The sequence below is a fragment of the Polaribacter filamentus genome, assembly GCF_002943715.1.
Taxonomy (GTDB): Bacteria; Bacteroidota; Bacteroidia; order Flavobacteriales; family Flavobacteriaceae; genus Polaribacter; species Polaribacter filamentus.
In genome coordinates this window covers 144,128-161,063 of record NZ_MQUA01000004.1, presented here as the reverse complement: position 1 = coordinate 161,063, position 16,936 = coordinate 144,128, and the positions used below count along the sequence as shown (strand labels likewise).

Sequence of the window (16,936 nt, the reverse complement as noted above, 5' to 3'; positions counted from 1 at the left end):
TCATAAAAAATTACATAGATTCCTTTTAAAAATACTTTATTATAATCTACTTTGAAAAAAGTAGTTTAATTTAATGGATCTGACCTTCTTTACGCCATTTGGAATTCTAATACTATAAATATATTTTGTAAGTATGACGATAAGTCTTCTGGATATTCTGTATAATTTATTTATAAATATCGTAATACACAAGACCCTTCATCTTATTTGGTATCATACATAAATCTGCTTAATTTATATATAGTAATTTACGCTAATTGGTCAATAAACGAACTATCGTTACTTTTTAGAAACCTTAGTAATAAGTCTAAGTTTTAACTGCGCTTCAAATAAAGAGCTAGGCTCCACTTGTTGTCCACGGAGTTCGTCTAAACCTTCATTTGTAAAATTCACAGTACTACTCCCAGATTGAAGTCCAATAAAATATGGCTCGGCGAATGTATGACTACTCCTACTTGATGTTTTCCAAAAATCGTAATTATATGTTGAATTACTACTATGCTTAAAGTTCCAAAAAACAAAATGCCTTCCGTGGTGAGGATAACTCTGATGAGGCCCACCATTTCCACTCAAAACTCCACCTCCTCTTACATCGTCTAATAAGGTAGCGTATGGCGATCCGCTATGTGAATCAATTCTTTGACCATTTTTCATTTTATATCTCAAATAAACCGTATTTACACCACTATACCCAACACCTGGACCATGATGCATCCCTGCTTTATCTTCACAATCTTTAAATAATAGGCCATAAGATCGTTTATTAACGAAAGAAGCATGTGCCTTTTTACCTGTTATAACCACATTTTGAACTGTAACAGCTATAGAATGTGCAATGCTCATTACTTGACTCCAATCTTGAAATTCACAATTTTTAACCCAGGCATTACTTACATTTGACAATTGCAACGCATTCCAAGCATAATCATGCAACTTATTTTTATGATGTACAAAAGTCTCTCCAACACTTGGCCAGTTTCCTGTAAAACGAATATCTTCTACCCCAACCTCGTCAATCGTTGTTAAATTTCTGAGGGTATAAGACTTTCCTGGTATCGCAGGCAAATCTATTTGTATTGGGTTTTTAAAAGTCACCACATTACCATCTATTGCCGTAACTAAATGGTTTTCAAATAAAGACATGCCTCCACCATTCTTTGCCACTCCTTTTTCAGAATAGTTGTTTTTAAGGCGAAACCAGACATCAAATGGGATAAATAAATTATCATAATAAGCAGTTGCGAATTCCTGACTTTTATGCGTTACAGAAACATATTGACCAACCTGTAAAGTATGGCCAGGAGAAACCTTTATGGCGTAATCGTTTCTTAAAACTGGGCTAGCAATTGTTGCCAAGACACTCGCGTTTGTTGTCGATGGCATAAATTTGAATTGCCAAGCTCTATCGCGCGATTTATCTGAAAAAATTTCGGTTCCACCTGCTCCACTGCCACTTCCTTTTAAAACAATATTACTTCTATTTACTTGAATACTTTTGGTTATATCGTTATCGCTACTAATTCTAAACCTCCCTGAAGGAAAATAGACAACAGCAGGTCCATTAGATGCTTGCGCAGCGTTTATTGCACTTTGTATTGCCACTTCATCATAATTACCATCATTTGCGACAGCACCATAATTTGTAACATCGAAAACAGCCCAAGACGAAGTATCTGGCAGACTCTCCTCGGAAAAACGATAGCCAGAGAATGAAAAGTTGGGTAGTATGGGTTGTGCTCCTGTTGTTTGTGCATCTAAATAATTTTGCCACGAAGGTGGTATTTGTGCTTCTGTATTTTGATATACCAATAAACATAAACAACTTATAAAAAAGTTAATTTTGTATTGGTTTTTAATAGTACTAAATAATATCATAAATCATATTTTTATTTAACATTTATCTTATTAAGCATCTGCAATTTTAAAGATTACACACCTCTTTTTGGCGGTGTATTGTACAAAAAAAGAGTATAACCGTACGGCTTTTGTATAAACTATTACATTATGGTTTTAGTTTCCCCAAGTATCTGTTCTAAAAAGAGAAACAGGTAAACCAGATTTACTAAACAAAGAACCTTCTAAGCAATCTTCAAATCCGTAACGCACTGCTACTGGTTTTTTAACCTTGTCACTGTAAATTGTTAACTTTTGGTTTTTATTTATTTTTACTTTTGCAGGATAAAAAATATGATCAGCACCTGCTATAACAAAATTTTTCAATGCCCTTGTACTATCAAAAATTTGGTTGTCTTTATTTTTTCCGTAAAAATTAAAAGCTATAATGACTTTGTTTTTTCGGATCTTCATTGACTTATACTCTGGACTTCTGTATGGAATGTTTTTAAAACTATACTGCTCTGCCAAAGCCAAATTAGCCAATCTCTTGGCCAAAATATTCTTTTCTGGAGGATGAATATTATCACATTGACCAATATCATTTGTTATTACAACACCGGTATTAGGAATTTCTTGGACTACTAAACTTTGTGCTTCTCGAATTAAATTAGCATTCATAATTGGAGTATCTCTTATCTCATGATAACTATACGGTGCAATCTGAACAGAATAAAACGGTAGATTTTTTTGCTTCCATTGCGCTCGCCAAGAATTTATTAAAGTATGTATATAGTCTTTATAGGGCTTTGGATAATTACGATTTGACTCGCCTTGATACCATAAGAATCCTTTTATATTGTAATTTTTAAAAGGATGAATCATTGCATTATATAGCAATGTTGGTCGTTTATTTTTGTTTTGATCTTTAGATAAGCTATCAGGGATTTTTATATTTGTATATTTTTCAATATGGTCTTTGGGTAACCAAGATTCAATGTTTGTACCCCCCCATGAGGCTTCTATAATGCCGATAGGGATTTGTAATTCTTCAAACAATTTTCTCGCAAATAAATAACCTACGGCACTAAAGTCTTGCACAGACTCAGAGGTAGCCTCTGCCCAACTACCAATAACATTATCTTTTAAAGACAAGCTAGCGCTACGTTCAGTATTAAATAAGCGAATATTGGCGTTACTAGAGGTAGCTATTAATTCTTCTGCATTATTTACAGGAGATTTTTTCCAACCATCCATTGGCCATTCCATATTAGATTGGCCTGAACAGAACCATACTTCTCCTATTAAAATATTATGAAGTACTATTTTTGAACTGCCCTGAACCGTGATTTCTTGTTTTTCAAAAGAAGCTTCCTTTGTAAGAATATTAGTTTCCCATTTACCATTTGCCTTCGTTTTAACAACTTTTTCAGCACCCCAGGAAGTGTGGACCTCGATTATAGTGCCAGGTGCATCCGTTCCCCAAATAGCAACATTCTCTTGTTGCTGTAAAATCATATTATTCGAGAAAAAAGAGGGCATATTGGTTTGAGAAATACATGTAAAGTTGACGCCTAACATGAATAGAAATAATTGGGTAATAGTTTTGGTTTTCATAATATACAGTTTAGTTAATTGGGTAATAGTTTTGGTTTTCATAATATACAGTTTAGTTAATTGAATACACATCTTTCTATCAGTATTAAGGACTAATCATAATAACATATATTCATTTATTCATTACGTCAAGAAATTAGAAGGATAATTAATTTGCTTAAATAGTTTTTATCAGGCTTTATTTATGTGTCATTATAAATTTTTGATTTTCAATATATGTTTTAGATTATATTTTTTAAATATACTACGGTACATTCTCCATAATATCTTTTAAAACTTCAGGATTCAGAAGTGTACTCGTATCTCCTAAGTTACTGGTGTCTTTATGGGCTATCTTTCTTAAAATACGTCGCATTATTTTTCCTGAGCGGGTTTTTGGTAAGCCACTTGTAAACTGAATTTTATCCAACTTCGCAATTGGTCCAATATGCTCTGTAATAATCTGATTAATTTCTTTACGTAGGTTATTTTGGTCTCTGCTTTCTCCCGTATCTTTTAAAATAACATAACCATACAAGGCATTCCCTTTTATATCATGTGGAAAACCTACAATGGCAGATTCTGCTACTGCTGGGTGTTCATTTACAGCGTCTTCTATAGTAGCGGTTCCTAAATTATGACCAGATACTATAATTACATCATCTACGCGACCTGTTATGCGGTAATAGCCAACTTCATCTCTCAACGCTCCATCACCCGTAAAATATTTGTTTTCATAAGCTGAAAAATAGGTGTCTTTATAACGCTGATGATTTCCCCAAATGGTTCGCGCCATACTTGGCCACGGAAATATAATACACAAACGTCCTTCTACCTGATTACCTGTTATTTCTTTACCGTTCTCATCCATTAAAGTAGGTTGAATACCTATAAAAGGCAAAGTCGCGTAGGTCGGTTTTGTTGGTGTTACAAACGGAATGGGCGTAATCATAATACCTCCCGTTTCAGTTTGCCACCAGGTATCTACAATAGGGCTTTTCTTCTTTCCTATATTATCATTATACCAATGCCATGCTCCTTCATTTATGGGTTCGCCTACGGATCCTAATACTTTTAACGAGGTTAAATCATATTTTTCAACAAAACCCATTCCTTGTTTTGCCAAGGCTCTAATGGCTGTTGGTGCGGTATAAAACTGGGTAACTTTATGTTTTTCAACTACTTCCCAAAACCGTCCGAAATCTGGATAACTTGGAACACCTTCGAACATTACGGTGGTTGCGCCGTTAGCTAATGGCCCGTATACAATGTAACTATGTCCTGTAATCCAACCAATATCGGCAGTACACCAATACACATCATTTTCTTTATATTGAAATACATTTTTGAAGGTATATGCCGTATAAACCATATAACCTGCGGTAGTATGCACCATCCCTTTTGGTTTGCCTGTTGATCCCGATGTATATAAAATAAACAACGGATCTTCAGCATCCATAATTTCAGGGTCACAAGCGGTTGAAGCGCCATCTAAGAGGGGTTGTAACCAATGGTCGCGACCAGATTCCATATGAATATCTGAGTGTATGCGCTTGACTACTAAAACAGAGGCTACGCCTTCACAACTTTCTAAGGCTTCATCTACAATACCTTTTAAGTCGATGGTTTTTGCTCCACGATATGAACCATCACTGGTAATCACTATTTTACAATCGGAATCATTAATTCTTGTTGATAAGGCTGTCGCTGAAAACCCTGCAAACACCACAGAATGTATTGCTCCTATTCTGGCACAAGCCAAAACAGAAATAGCCAATTCAGGAATCATAGGAAGGTAAACACATACCCTATCGCCTTTTTTAACCCCTTGGCTTTTTAACACATTGGCAAATTGATTGACACGTTTGTGTAAATGATTATAAGTAATATGTTCGGCTGCTTCTTTTGGGTCGTTGGGTTCAAAAATAATCGCCGTTTTTTGGCCTCTTGTTGCTAAATGCCGGTCTATGCAATTTTCTGTTATATTAAGTTTTGCGCCTTCAAACCACTTTATTTCAGGTTTTGAGAAATCCCAACTTAATACCTTATCCCATTTTTTACGCCACATAAAATGTTCTTCGGCTATTTCCTCCCAGAAATTTTCGGGTTCGCTAACCGATTTTCTATAAACTTGATAGTATTCTTCTAAATGTTTTATGTGATAGTTACTCATCTAAATATTTACTGTTGATTTGATTATGACCTTATTTGGTTAATCCCAAAATAGATAAATTATTAACTATTTAATGATCTGATGCCTCTCCTGCGTCACTTGGTATTCTAATATTCTCTACAATATCTTGAACATCTTGAGGAGGTTCTGGTGTGAATTTCATGATCACAATAGAAACTACAAAATTCAAAGTCATTGCTATTGTGCCAAAGCCTTCTGGCGAGATACCAAACCACCAATCGGCTTTTTCACCACCACCAAACCAGCCAAACTTGAATTTGGTCATGTAAAATAGCATCGCCAAAATACCTACCACCATACCAGCGATAGCACCTTCTTTATTCATTTTTTTATAGAAAATACCTAAAATAATGGCTGGAAAAAAAGATGCGGCTGCTAAACCAAATGCTAAGGCTACGGTTGCGGCAACAAACCCTGGCGGATTAATACCAAAATAACCTGCTACACATACAGCAACAACTGCAGATAAGCGGGCTGCTATTAATTCACCTTTTTCTGAAATTTTTGGATTCACCATTTTCTTTATTAAATCGTGAGAAACAGAGGCAGAAATAACTAATAATAATCCAGCAGCTGTTGATAATGCTGCAGCCAATGCGCCTGCTGCTACCAATGCAATAACCCAATCTGGTAAATTTGCAATTTCTGGGTTAGCCAAAACCATAATATCATTATCTACAACTAATTCATTTTTAGATTTATCTGCAACATATTGAATAAGGCCATCATTATTTTTATCATTAAATGTAATTAGTCCAGTGGTTTCCCATTTTTTAAACCATTCAGGAACGTTTGCATACGGCTGATTAGAAACAGTTTCAATCAAATTCATTCGTGCAAAAACAGCAACGGCAGGAGCTGTCGTAAATAAAATTGCTATAAGTAACAATGCTATTCCGGCCGATTTACGAGCATCTTTAACACATTTTACTGTAAAAAATCGTATAATAACATGAGGTAATCCGGCCGTTCCAACCATTAATGCTAATGTAATGGCAAACATATCAATCACCGATTTAGAACCTTCAGTGTATTCGTTAAAACCAAGTTCGGCACTTAATCCATCTAATTTATCCAGTATATAGGTTCCAGAACCATCAGACAATGTGCTTCCAAATCCTAATTGAGGAATTGGGTTACCTGTCATTTGAATGGAAATAAAAACAGCAGGCACCATAAACGCAAATATCAATACACAATATTGCGCTACCTGTGTATAGGTAATACCTTTCATACCTCCAAGGACGGCATAAAACAAAACGATAATCATGCCTATGATTACCCCCGTATTGATATCGACTTCTAAAAAACGAGAGAACACCAATCCTACCCCACGCATTTGCCCCGCTACATATGTAAACGACACTATAAGGGCACAAATAACACCTACTAAACGTGCTGTATTAGAATAGTAACGATCACCAATAAAATCAGGAACCGTAAACTTTCCAAACTTACGCAAGTATGGTGCTAGTAGTAATGCTAAAAGCACATAACCACCAGTCCAACCCATTAAATATACAGCACCATCATAACCTTTAAAAGAGATGATACCTGCCATAGATATAAACGAAGCAGCACTCATCCAATCTGCTGCCGTGGCCATTCCATTTGCTAAAGGCGAAACACCGCCTCCAGCAACATAAAATTCTTTTGTAGACCCTGCACGTGCCCATATGGCAATACCAATATATATAGTAAATGTAATGCCTACTATAATGTATGTCCAGTTCTGAACGCCAATGCCTTCAATTAAAAAACTATGCATCATAACCGTATTTTTTATCAAGTTTATTCATTAAGCTAACGTATACAAATATTAAAACAACAAAGACATACATAGAACCTTGTTGTGCAAACCAAAACCCTAATTTAAAACCTCCCATTCTAATAGAATTTAACTCGTCTTTAAATAGAATCCCTGCCGCAAAGGAGACTATAAACCATATAGCTAATAGAATTATAACATACCTAATATTTTCTTTCCAATAGGCTTTTGCTTTTTCTTTGTTTGTCATATTTCGAGATTTGGTTTATTATTTTAGTTTAAAAGAGAAAAGAGTGAAATAAAATTTATTAAAAGAAGTTGATCACTTTTTTATGATCTATATCAGTGGATGCTTGGCAAATAAAAACTGTCCTCTATAATTAGATGAAAATTATCTCCATAACTACTCCATCAATACCTTATTCAACCATTCTTTTAAGTCTGGAATCCAGTCCCGATCTACTCTTGAACGGTGTAAACCGAATCCATGTCCTCCTTTATTGAGTTGGACATATTTATAAGGGATCTTGTGTTTTTTTAATTGTTCTGTATAAATCACACTGTTTTGATAATTTACAGAAAGGTCATCGATAGCATGAATGATAAAAGTTGGAGGAGTACTCGAGCTCACCTGATTTTCCATGGAGTAGTAATCCAACAAGACCTGGTCTGAAGCCTTATCGATCAATAATCTTTTATAAGAACCTCGATGCCTATATGGCAAGTTGAATGATACTACAGGGTACATTAAAATTGATGCCGCTTGAGCTAAATCCTCAAGTTTTACTCCCGGAGCAACTATATCAGATTTTAAATTCGCCAGAGATGCAGCCAAATGCCCTCCTGCAGAACTACCCATAACAACAATTTTACTTTCATCGATCTGCCATTGATTTGCGCTTTGATGCATCAAAGCCAATGCTTTTTGAGCATCGCACAAGGGCACTTTTTCCTGTTCATTAACAATTCTGCTATCAGGCAACCTGTATTTAAGGACTGCAACCACATTAAATCCCATTTCGAAGAATAATCTGGCATACGATTCACCCCGATCTACCTTTATAGAAACAGTTCCATAACCACCTCCGGGACAATACAGTAGTGCAGGTCCAATATTTTTAACACCCTTCTTACGATAGAGATAAATCACAGGGTTTGAAATCTGTGTAAATCGTTTGTTTTCCGAATCAATTTTTTCTTCTAATTCAATATTCTTCTTATTGAAAGGGACCTTGCCCTCTTCCCAAAGTTCAATTACTTCTTTGCTATATCCCTGAGCATAGGAATGGCCAGCACTTAATATTACCAGGCCAATGATCATTAAATAAAACGTGATTCTCATAATGATTTAATTTTTGTAAGATTTTTTTAATATTGATACTTATTGCCTATCATTTCTTGTGAGGAAGTATTTTTCACTCTAATATCCATATCAGTGGATGCCTGACTGGTAGATTTCTAATTACTTCCGCAGGGATTGGATAAGCAGGTAATGCAAGATACGTATCCAAATACTTTGAATTATTGTATGCTATTGCTCCAAATAACAAAGCTGGATGACATACAGGCCATTCGTTCCAAATGTAAATATCCTTTTTGTATGGCCACTTAGTCTTATCTTCAATGTACGGATAGATAAAATCAAGCCCTTTTTTTAATGACTTTCCATCTTTGGTTTCGAATTCAAACAAATTATCCTCAGGAGTAGATAATATTTGAGCAACGTTGAAAAAAGCATCGATATTAAACAGCGAATAGCCATAAGGTTTGGTTCTTTTTAACTCAAGCGGAAAACTACCATTAGCAGCCATTTGGTTAGGAAGGAGTATGTTTTTGAATCGATCTACGCAAAGTTTTTTGATTTCGTCATTATCAGTCAATACTGCCATTGAAGCTGCAGTTGCTGCCCAGCAAGTGCCATGATTGTTCTTCCAATTCATTTCAGATATACCATATTCATGTGTGGTCATCCACTCTAAAAACGCGCCAAACCAAGCTTTTATTTTTTCTGCTTGTAGAGGTGAAATACCTCCCTTGTCAGAAAGAACTTTTACCGATCGAGCGACTTCAACAAAATGGTATGCGTCTATCAATCCAATGCCACGACCCGTTACTTTCCCATAAATAGCTTGCGCATATAGTAAATGAGGGTTCATCTTAGTATAAGTGTCTACAAACCAGGCATTTAAATGCTCCAGTGCCTTGTCTGCATAAACTTTATCTTCCGTTAGCAACCATGCTGAGGTTAATGTAGCGGTAATCTCACTCAGTCTGATCATTGCATATCGGTGTGCCGTGAAATTATCAGGATTCGTCTGACCATCTCTTTGTTGGTAGGGCCCACCTGGATTTTCAGGGTTCGGCCACCAATAGTCACCTTCAGAATAAAAATCGTTTATTCCTCCAGTACTACGTTCACAATGAGCATCGGTTACAGTTACAGGAACTGCACTTAAATATGCTTTTGCGCGTGCAATTTCAGTTTCTTTCAAGGCTTCAATAATCGGATCCTTAAAATCTTGTGCTTGTAGATTCATCGGAATAAGAAAACCAATGAATGCAAAAATAGAAGCTATAAAAGACGTTTTCCTTTTTAACTGATTTTTATCCATGATGTATAAGTTTTATTAATCTATTTTCTTGAATTTATGGTCATGATCAGTAGTCTTAATTCTTTTAGATAATTTTTCAGAAAGAAATTTAATTTCCTTTTTATATGATAGATCTCCTACTACATTTTTGGTTTCCATAGGATCTATTTCGTGATCGAACAATTCAGTTGCAACAACTTTTCCTGTGCTTAGTTTGACCCATTCAACATAGTTAAATCGTGATGATTTTGCTGAATAGCCCATAATAGTTCTGTCGTAATCTTGTCTCGTAATTGGCCACTGGGTATATACAATTCTGTCCATATTCAACGTTGGGTCATCAAAGAGTGGCACGATACTTTGCCCATCCACATGTAAAGGGATTTCTAAACCACACAACTCAGCCAAAGTAGGATAGATATCAAGTGCCTCAACAGGTGACTCAGAAACAAGTCCTTTTTTACCATTCGGCGTATTAAAAATGAATGGTACGTTGGTGTCTATATTCATATTTGTCCATTTACACCAGCTGTTATAATCTCCTAATTTGTAGCCATGATCTCCCCATAACACTACAATGGTATTTTCTCTAAGACCTAGTTTGTCTAACTGATTCATTAAGTTTCCAACCTGTGCGTCTACATAAGAAACACATGCGTAATATGCTCTTCGAAGATTTAGCGCTGTAGCATCATCTATTTCATCATACTGCTGAGGTATATTGTAATAACTGTTTAGTTCGCCTCTAGTTCGTATCGCTTGTCTATATGAATTTTCTGGTCTTTTCTTTAAATCAGATAAATGAATAGAAGCCGCTGGGTACATATCCCAATATTTTTTGGGTGCTGTAAAAGGCAGGTGAGGTTTTGAAAGACCTACCGCTAAAAAGAAAGGTTTGTCGTCCTTACTCAATACTTCCATTTTACGCATTGCATTAAGGGTATTTAGTCCGTCCTTATAAATAGTATCATGAACATCAGCAAACTCATAAGCTGGGCCTCTGTGAAACTCTGTATTGAGTGCTATTTTTTCAATTGCTTCTGGGGTAACATATCCTTTACCTGTCCAAGTAGATTTTGGTGTCATTTCATCATCACCGAACTGATTTTTAGTATCTAATCCATGATGATATATCTTACCACAAGAAGCGATGTTGTAACCGTTCTGCTTAAAGAATTTATTCATAGTCAATACATCAGGCAATAAATCCTGAACAGCCTTACCTGTATATATACCTTTTTTCTCAGGTCTTATTCCTGACATAATAGAGGCTCTTGATACCATACATATTGCTTGTTGTACATGTGCTTGTTTGAACATGATACCATCAGCTGCTAATTTGTCTATATTTGGTGACTTAATATGGCTAGCACCATAGCAGTTCAATTCAGTTCGCAAGTCATCTATGGCAATAAAAAGTACATTGTAATTTTGTTTTTCTTTTTTTTCATTTATGTTAGATTGGAAAGAATATAATGTTGTTAACATGATAAATAGCCCAAATACTAATACTAATTTTCTTAATGGAATCATATATTAAAGCTTAAATTACTTTTTTGAATTTATTTATTATTCTTTCTTGATATTAATTGATAATTGAATAAAGAAGGGATATTTACCAATCGTTTATTTGTTTCTTCTATATATGGATTAGGGGCGTATTCAATGTCAATTTCCTTATTAGCATATACTCCAATTAGTCTTGCCGATGGGCCATCTTTCATACCATTTAATAAGACTACTTTATCATTATCATGGTAATTTGTAAAATTCACTCGGATATTCCAAAATGTACTGAACGCCCCATGTGATGGTTTCCAATAGCCGGCACCTCCTCCTGCAAAAAGCGGATATTCAAATTTATTTTCATCCAACGAGACCCAAACTTCGATATTGTCAAATAGGTTTTGGTGGTTAGCCCCAGAATGTTGATCTAATATGGGGTCTTGGTAAACCTTACAATCTTTATAAACACTCTTAGTAGACATCGTATTAATACTAAGGGGATGGGTGACTTTATTCTTTACTACTAGATTCTGAACAAGTACATTGTGCACACTACCCATGGCCACTGAATAATGAGCCTTCTTAAGACCAGATGTTTCAATATCCTGAATCGTGACGTTGCTAATTTCATCGGTCAATATACCACTGTCTGCATTTTTAATTTTCACATCCTTTACCCATCCATTGTACAAACGAGTTAAATACATCGCATTATATCCATCTTCTACATGATGCGCAATATTAGGCGCCATCGGAAATTCAATATTGAAATGTTCTATTCCAACTTCCTCAAGATGCTTCCATTCAGCTAATACAGGTGCCCATGCTTCCTTGATGTCATGCAGTAACGGATCTTTAATGCGTATTTTCTTTCCTTTTATTTGTGTAACCAATACTTTTTGGGATACCAATGCGTGATTGGGGTATTTCCAATGGTGTGACCCTAACTTTAAAGCTTTTAAATTATTGTTGTCGTAAAGAGAGTATAAAAACGAACCGTTCTCTCCTTCCTTATTGAACCATTGAATTTGAAGTACATCACCAACTTTCAATTTATCAACAGATTCCACTGTGATATCATGTTCTCCTCTGTTTCCATCTACCAATTTGGTCAATACTACTGGTGCTTTATCATATTTATCTAGGTAAGACTTCACTCTTTCCCCTGGCACCATAGTCCAAATCATTCCTCCAGACCATGCATATTGAGAAAAAGGTAGGGTTAGGTTATTTACTGGTTCCTTTTGAATTTTGTTGAGTTCTACCAAATACTCTCTTAATTCTTTCAATTCAGGAGGGTCAGAAAAAAACTTAAGGGGTCTCGGGTAATAAAGTGTGGTGCCACCAAGACCGCTACCTGCACCTCTCAGGGTAAAATTACTTCTAGAGATATAGAGAATCTCACTTAATATAAATCTTCCTGCAGGAAACTGAAGTACGGCATTCCCTTTTGTACCATTTACAACTTTCATAGCCTCTAAAATAGCCTTGCTATCGTCTAATCCATCATTAGGGATCGCTCCAAAATCTTCAACGTTCAGTGCGGTATCGGTTGATTCAAATGGAATGTCTACCTCACTAAAATGATATCCAGCGTATGAGAAATCGGGTAAATAATTTTCACTTTTAACAAGTTTATTTGACAAAATATTAGGTACGTGCTGCCCTTGAGCAATAAGGGATACTAGCAAGCAAGAAAAGATCATAAAGGACCTTAGATGTGCTTTGAAAACTACTTTTAATTTTGAAATGTTAAATTTCATGTGATTACTATTTAATTACTGACAACTCCTTTTTCTGGATGGTTAAATAACTTCCTTTAAAATCCTGATTTCTTATTTCCATGATTAAATCCATATTGGTAGCGTCAGGAACTACTTCAATAGCCGCTCTACCATTTGCCATTTTAATTGATTCACTCCTCGTAGGTGTTCCATAACTTACCAATGTCTTTCCTCCTTGTAAGCACTGAAAATAAACGCGATCTTCATAATCCAAACATCTTTGTCCTTTTTTATCCATAGCCAAAGCTTCTATAAGAACATTTCCATTTTCTAACAAACTATGACTAAGAACTAGTTCTTTTGGCGCCTCGTTTTGTTCAAATGAGTAATTAACTTTTAAGGTATCTGTTGCTATTAACTTTCCGTTCTTATACCCCAGAGAAATCAATTCATTCTCACCTTTTTCAAAATTGATATCCCAATTTAATCCAGAGGCTGGAAAATCGTTAATATCTTTTGTCTTCTTCTCTAATTTTTTTCCGTTATGAATAAATTGTACTTCTTCACAATTACTATACACACTAATATTTCGTGCTAAATCTTTAGGGCCTGATCGTTCTGTCCAAGTGTGAGATTCTATGTAGCAAAACGGATCATTAGACCAATAACTTTTAAATACATAAAATGCATCCTTAGGGTTACCGTCTCTATCAACCAATCCTTTTTGATTGATATATGGAATATCATTCGTAGGTCTAAGTGGTGTGCCAAAATCCTTGATAGCCCATTGTGCATTTCCTACAAAATTTTCAGTTGTTTCAGAAATGCGCAGATGCCAATCGAATAAATCTACGATATAGTTTTCACTCCAATCTCCAAATTTAGCAATATTCTTAACATCCACTTGATTAACGGCTTCCTCCCATTCATTCGGGTTCACTTGCCCTTTTCCATCTATAGGTTTTTCTGTATGTCTTCCAACCATACTGGAGCCACCATATTCCAAATGTAAAAAACTTTTGTATTCCTTCATTGCCTTATCCACCGCTTTCTCGTAATTGGTGTAAGCCCCAGAATACCACCCTGCCCAAATAGATGGAGAAAACACATCTACAATATCGGCACCTTCGTAGTACTTTCGAATACCTGTTGGTCTACTTGGGTCTAATTGATGGCTTAGGTTGTTAAGTTCAGTTAGATATTCATTGATTTTTTCTGTATCATCTCCGTTTTCAAAATCTGGTAACCAATATATTTCATTTCCTAAAGACCATAAAATAATACTTGGGTGATTTTTGTTTTGTAAAATCATTTCTTTTAAAAGACGTGTGGTATTTTGTTTCCATTTTTCGTTACCGATTCCTCCACGACACCAAGACAATTCGTCCCAAACTAAAATTCCGAGTTCATCACATGCTTTGTATATTTCAGGATCTTGTGGATAATGAGCTAACCTAACAAAATTGGCACCCATACCCTTAATAAGCTCCATGTCTTTTCTGTGCAATTCATTGGGCATAGCAGCACCATATCCTGCATGCTCTTCATGACGATGTGTACCTCTTAGCAATACGCGTTTTCCATTAAGATAAAATGCGCCGTGATCTTTAAACTCAAACCATCGGAAACCAAATCTTTCCGATTGACTATCCAATGAAGCCTTTCCTTCTAATAACTCAACTTGTATTGTATAGAGTTGTGGGTTTTCAATGGACCATAAAAAAGGTTTTTTAACCGTCTTAAGTGAAATCAACAGGTTAGATCCATTGAGATTATTCTTGTCAATTGTTTCAGTTTTACTTGTAACTTTTTCCCCTTTAGGGTTCAGCAAAGTGATTTTTATTTTTTTACCTATTAATTGCGCTATTTCTCCATTTACTTGAATCGACACCTCTGTAGTTGCTGATTGATCTGTTACACTAGGTGTATTTACATGAACTTTCTCGATGTACTCTTTTGATAGTGTTTTAAGCCAAACATCTCTGGTGATTCCTCCAAAAATGAAAAAGTCTGCTTTTTGAGATGGAATAATTTCTCGGTCGTATGCATTATCAACCCTCACCAAAATTTCGTTCTTGCCTTGGATTTTCAGGAATTTAGTAATTTCAATATCAAATCCAAGGTATCCGCCCACATGTTCTCCTGCAAACTGTTCGTTGACATAGACTTTTGTGGTAATATTAGAACCTTCAAAATAGAGTACATATCTTTTGGATGTATCTAGATTTTTAATTTCTAAATTTTTCTTGTACCAACTTGCATCTCTTCGATATCCAGGAACCACATCTGTAGCGTCAAAACTATTCCAAGAATGTGGAAGCGTAATCGGGAGCCATAAATTGGATGTTTGGATTTCTGAAACCTTCGGATTGTTATCTTCTAAATAAAACCAATTTTCATTCAAATTAACTACTTTTCTCTCACTCAATGTGGATTGTCCGTAAACGCGAGTGAAATTAATTAATAAAATAAGGGTAACTATGAGTACTTTTTTCATTCGTTTATAATTTGTCTTTTGTATTGTTGTTAATGTTTTCTTTTCTAATCAATGCTTCTAGGTAGTAGTAATCGGCATACGAAATTGGCACATCTACCTCATCATTCTTAGGCATATTACCTGTGCTGTGGTTCAAAATAAAGGGGTGTTTTGAGTTTTGTTCAATGATATATTTTTCTGAACTCAGCGATGAGATAATAGCATCTGCAAAAGTTGTATACGCTATGCCATCTTTTGAATAGTTTTGTAGTTCATACAAAGCCGAAGCGGTAATCGCAGCCGCAGAAGCATCTCTTGGTGCATTGGGTATGTCGGGTGCATTGTAATCCCAATAAGGAATTTTGTCTTTAGGCATTTGGGGATTCGACATTATAAATTTGGCAATCTTCTCTGCTTGTTTTTTGAAAAGCACATTACCTGTCTCACGATAACACAAGGTAAAACCATATAGTCCCCATGCCTGACCTCTTGCCCAAGAAGATTCGTCTGAGAATCCTTGATGTGTCTCTTTAGCAATTACCTTACCAGTTATAGTATCATAGTTAACTACATGATAACTGCTAAGATCTTTTCTGAAATGGTTCTTTAAAGTAGTGAGTGCATGTTGCAGTGCCACTTCATAGTATATTGAATCTCCAGACAATTCTGTAGCAAGAAAAAGCAGTTCAAGATTCATCATATTATCAATAATTACAGGAAACTCCCAAGAACCATGATCCCAAGATCTGAGGCTACCAACTGTTTCATTATATCTCGTTAGCAGCGTTTTAGCCGATTGAATAATAACATCTTTATAAGCATCCTTTTTATCAAATTTATAGGCGTTACCGAAACTACAGTTTATTTTAAAGCCCATGTCATGAGTACGGTCGTTCCATTTTTCTTTTTCCGAAAAGACCAACCATTTCTGTGCTAATTCTTTATATTTTGCATCTTTACTAACCCCATATGCCAACCAAAGGCTTCCAGGGTAAAAACCGCTTGTCCAATCTTTTGACGGAACTCCTCTAATCTCTCCATTAGGTTCTAAACATCTTGGGAAACCCAGAGAATCCGGTTCAATTGTAAAGCTGTTTGATAACCTTACCAAAGCCTCTTCCAAAGGGTACTTTGGTTGATCAACTTTCGAGTGTTCTTTAAGCTTTGCTGAGCATCCTACCATAACTACGAAGAGAGTTATCCAGATCATCTGTTTAATTTCTATACGGTTCATAAAAGTCAATTTTT

The 16,936-nt window shown here is 35.5% G+C and carries 11 protein-coding genes; all 11 read right to left on the bottom strand.

The genetic code is table 11. The features are described 5' to 3' along the window. Nucleotides 1-279: 279 nt before the first annotated feature. Nucleotides 280-1,875, bottom strand: a complete 1,596-nt coding sequence (locus BST83_RS00805; protein WP_104808149.1) for a DUF4955 domain-containing protein — start codon at nt 1,873-1,875, stop codon at nt 280-282. Nucleotides 1,876-2,010: 135 nt separating this feature from the next. Then, on the bottom strand, nt 2,011-3,450 hold the full coding sequence (locus tag BST83_RS00800) for a sialate O-acetylesterase (protein ID WP_170062698.1): 1,440 nt from the start codon (nt 3,448-3,450) through the stop codon (nt 2,011-2,013). A 244-nt stretch (nt 3,451-3,694) separates the two neighbouring features. Further along, a complete protein-coding gene (gene acs / locus BST83_RS00795) occupies nt 3,695-5,602 on the bottom strand; it encodes an acetate--CoA ligase (RefSeq protein ID WP_104808147.1) in 1,908 nt (635 codons plus the stop codon). Nucleotides 5,603-5,672: 70 nt separating this feature from the next. Then, nucleotides 5,673-7,367: a sodium:solute symporter family protein gene (locus BST83_RS00790; protein WP_104808296.1), complete on the bottom strand. Its 1,695-nt coding sequence runs from the start codon at nt 7,365-7,367 to the stop codon at nt 5,673-5,675. 16 nt (nt 7,368-7,383) lie between these two features. Continuing rightward, nucleotides 7,384-7,641, bottom strand: coding sequence for a DUF4212 domain-containing protein (locus tag BST83_RS00785; RefSeq protein WP_104808146.1), 258 nt, complete (start codon nt 7,639-7,641; stop codon nt 7,384-7,386). 153 nt (nt 7,642-7,794) lie between these two features. Next, nucleotides 7,795-8,733, bottom strand: a complete 939-nt coding sequence (locus tag BST83_RS00780; protein ID WP_104808145.1) for an alpha/beta hydrolase — start codon at nt 8,731-8,733, stop codon at nt 7,795-7,797. A gap of 73 nt (nt 8,734-8,806) precedes the next feature. Further along, complete coding sequence (locus tag BST83_RS00775) at nt 8,807-10,003, bottom strand: alginate lyase family protein (RefSeq protein ID WP_170062697.1); 1,197 nt, start codon at nt 10,001-10,003, stop codon at nt 8,807-8,809. A gap of 15 nt (nt 10,004-10,018) precedes the next feature. Continuing rightward, complete coding sequence (locus BST83_RS00770; protein WP_240614597.1) at nt 10,019-11,470, bottom strand: sulfatase; 1,452 nt, start codon at nt 11,468-11,470, stop codon at nt 10,019-10,021. Nucleotides 11,471-11,544: 74 nt separating this feature from the next. Beyond that, on the bottom strand, nt 11,545-13,251 hold the full coding sequence (locus BST83_RS00765) for a glycosyl hydrolase family 28-related protein (protein WP_240614584.1): 1,707 nt from the start codon (nt 13,249-13,251) through the stop codon (nt 11,545-11,547). A 7-nt stretch (nt 13,252-13,258) separates the two neighbouring features. Then, nucleotides 13,259-15,709, bottom strand: coding sequence for a glycoside hydrolase family 2 protein (locus BST83_RS00760; protein ID WP_104808142.1), 2,451 nt, complete (start codon nt 15,707-15,709; stop codon nt 13,259-13,261). A 4-nt stretch (nt 15,710-15,713) separates the two neighbouring features. After that, entirely contained in the window at nt 15,714-16,922 is a 1,209-nt protein-coding gene (locus BST83_RS00755) for a glycoside hydrolase family 88 protein (RefSeq protein ID WP_104808141.1), read from the bottom strand. Between the last annotated feature and the right edge of the window lie 14 nt (nt 16,923-16,936).

Excerpts from the sequence above, each read along its gene's own strand:
- BST83_RS00805 (WP_104808149.1), bottom strand. The coding sequence starts at position 1,875 with ATGATATTATTTAGTACTATTAAAAACCAATACAAAATTAACTTTTTT.
- BST83_RS00800 (WP_170062698.1), bottom strand. The coding sequence starts at position 3,450 with ATGAAAACCAAAACTATTACCCAATTATTTCTATTCATGTTAGGCGTC.
- acs (WP_104808147.1), bottom strand. The coding sequence starts at position 5,602 with ATGAGTAACTATCACATAAAACATTTAGAAGAATACTATCAAGTTTAT.
- BST83_RS00785 (WP_104808146.1), bottom strand. The coding sequence starts at position 7,641 with ATGACAAACAAAGAAAAAGCAAAAGCCTATTGGAAAGAAAATATTAGG.
- BST83_RS00780 (WP_104808145.1), bottom strand. The coding sequence starts at position 8,733 with ATGAGAATCACGTTTTATTTAATGATCATTGGCCTGGTAATATTAAGT.
- BST83_RS00775 (WP_170062697.1), bottom strand. The coding sequence starts at position 10,003 with ATGGATAAAAATCAGTTAAAAAGGAAAACGTCTTTTATAGCTTCTATT.
- BST83_RS00770 (WP_240614597.1), bottom strand. The coding sequence starts at position 11,470 with ATGTTAACAACATTATATTCTTTCCAATCTAACATAAATGAAAAAAAA.
- BST83_RS00765 (WP_240614584.1), bottom strand. The coding sequence starts at position 13,251 with ATGAAATTTAACATTTCAAAATTAAAAGTAGTTTTCAAAGCACATCTA.
- BST83_RS00760 (WP_104808142.1), bottom strand. The coding sequence starts at position 15,709 with ATGAAAAAAGTACTCATAGTTACCCTTATTTTATTAATTAATTTCACT.
- BST83_RS00755 (WP_104808141.1), bottom strand. The coding sequence starts at position 16,922 with ATGAACCGTATAGAAATTAAACAGATGATCTGGATAACTCTCTTCGTA.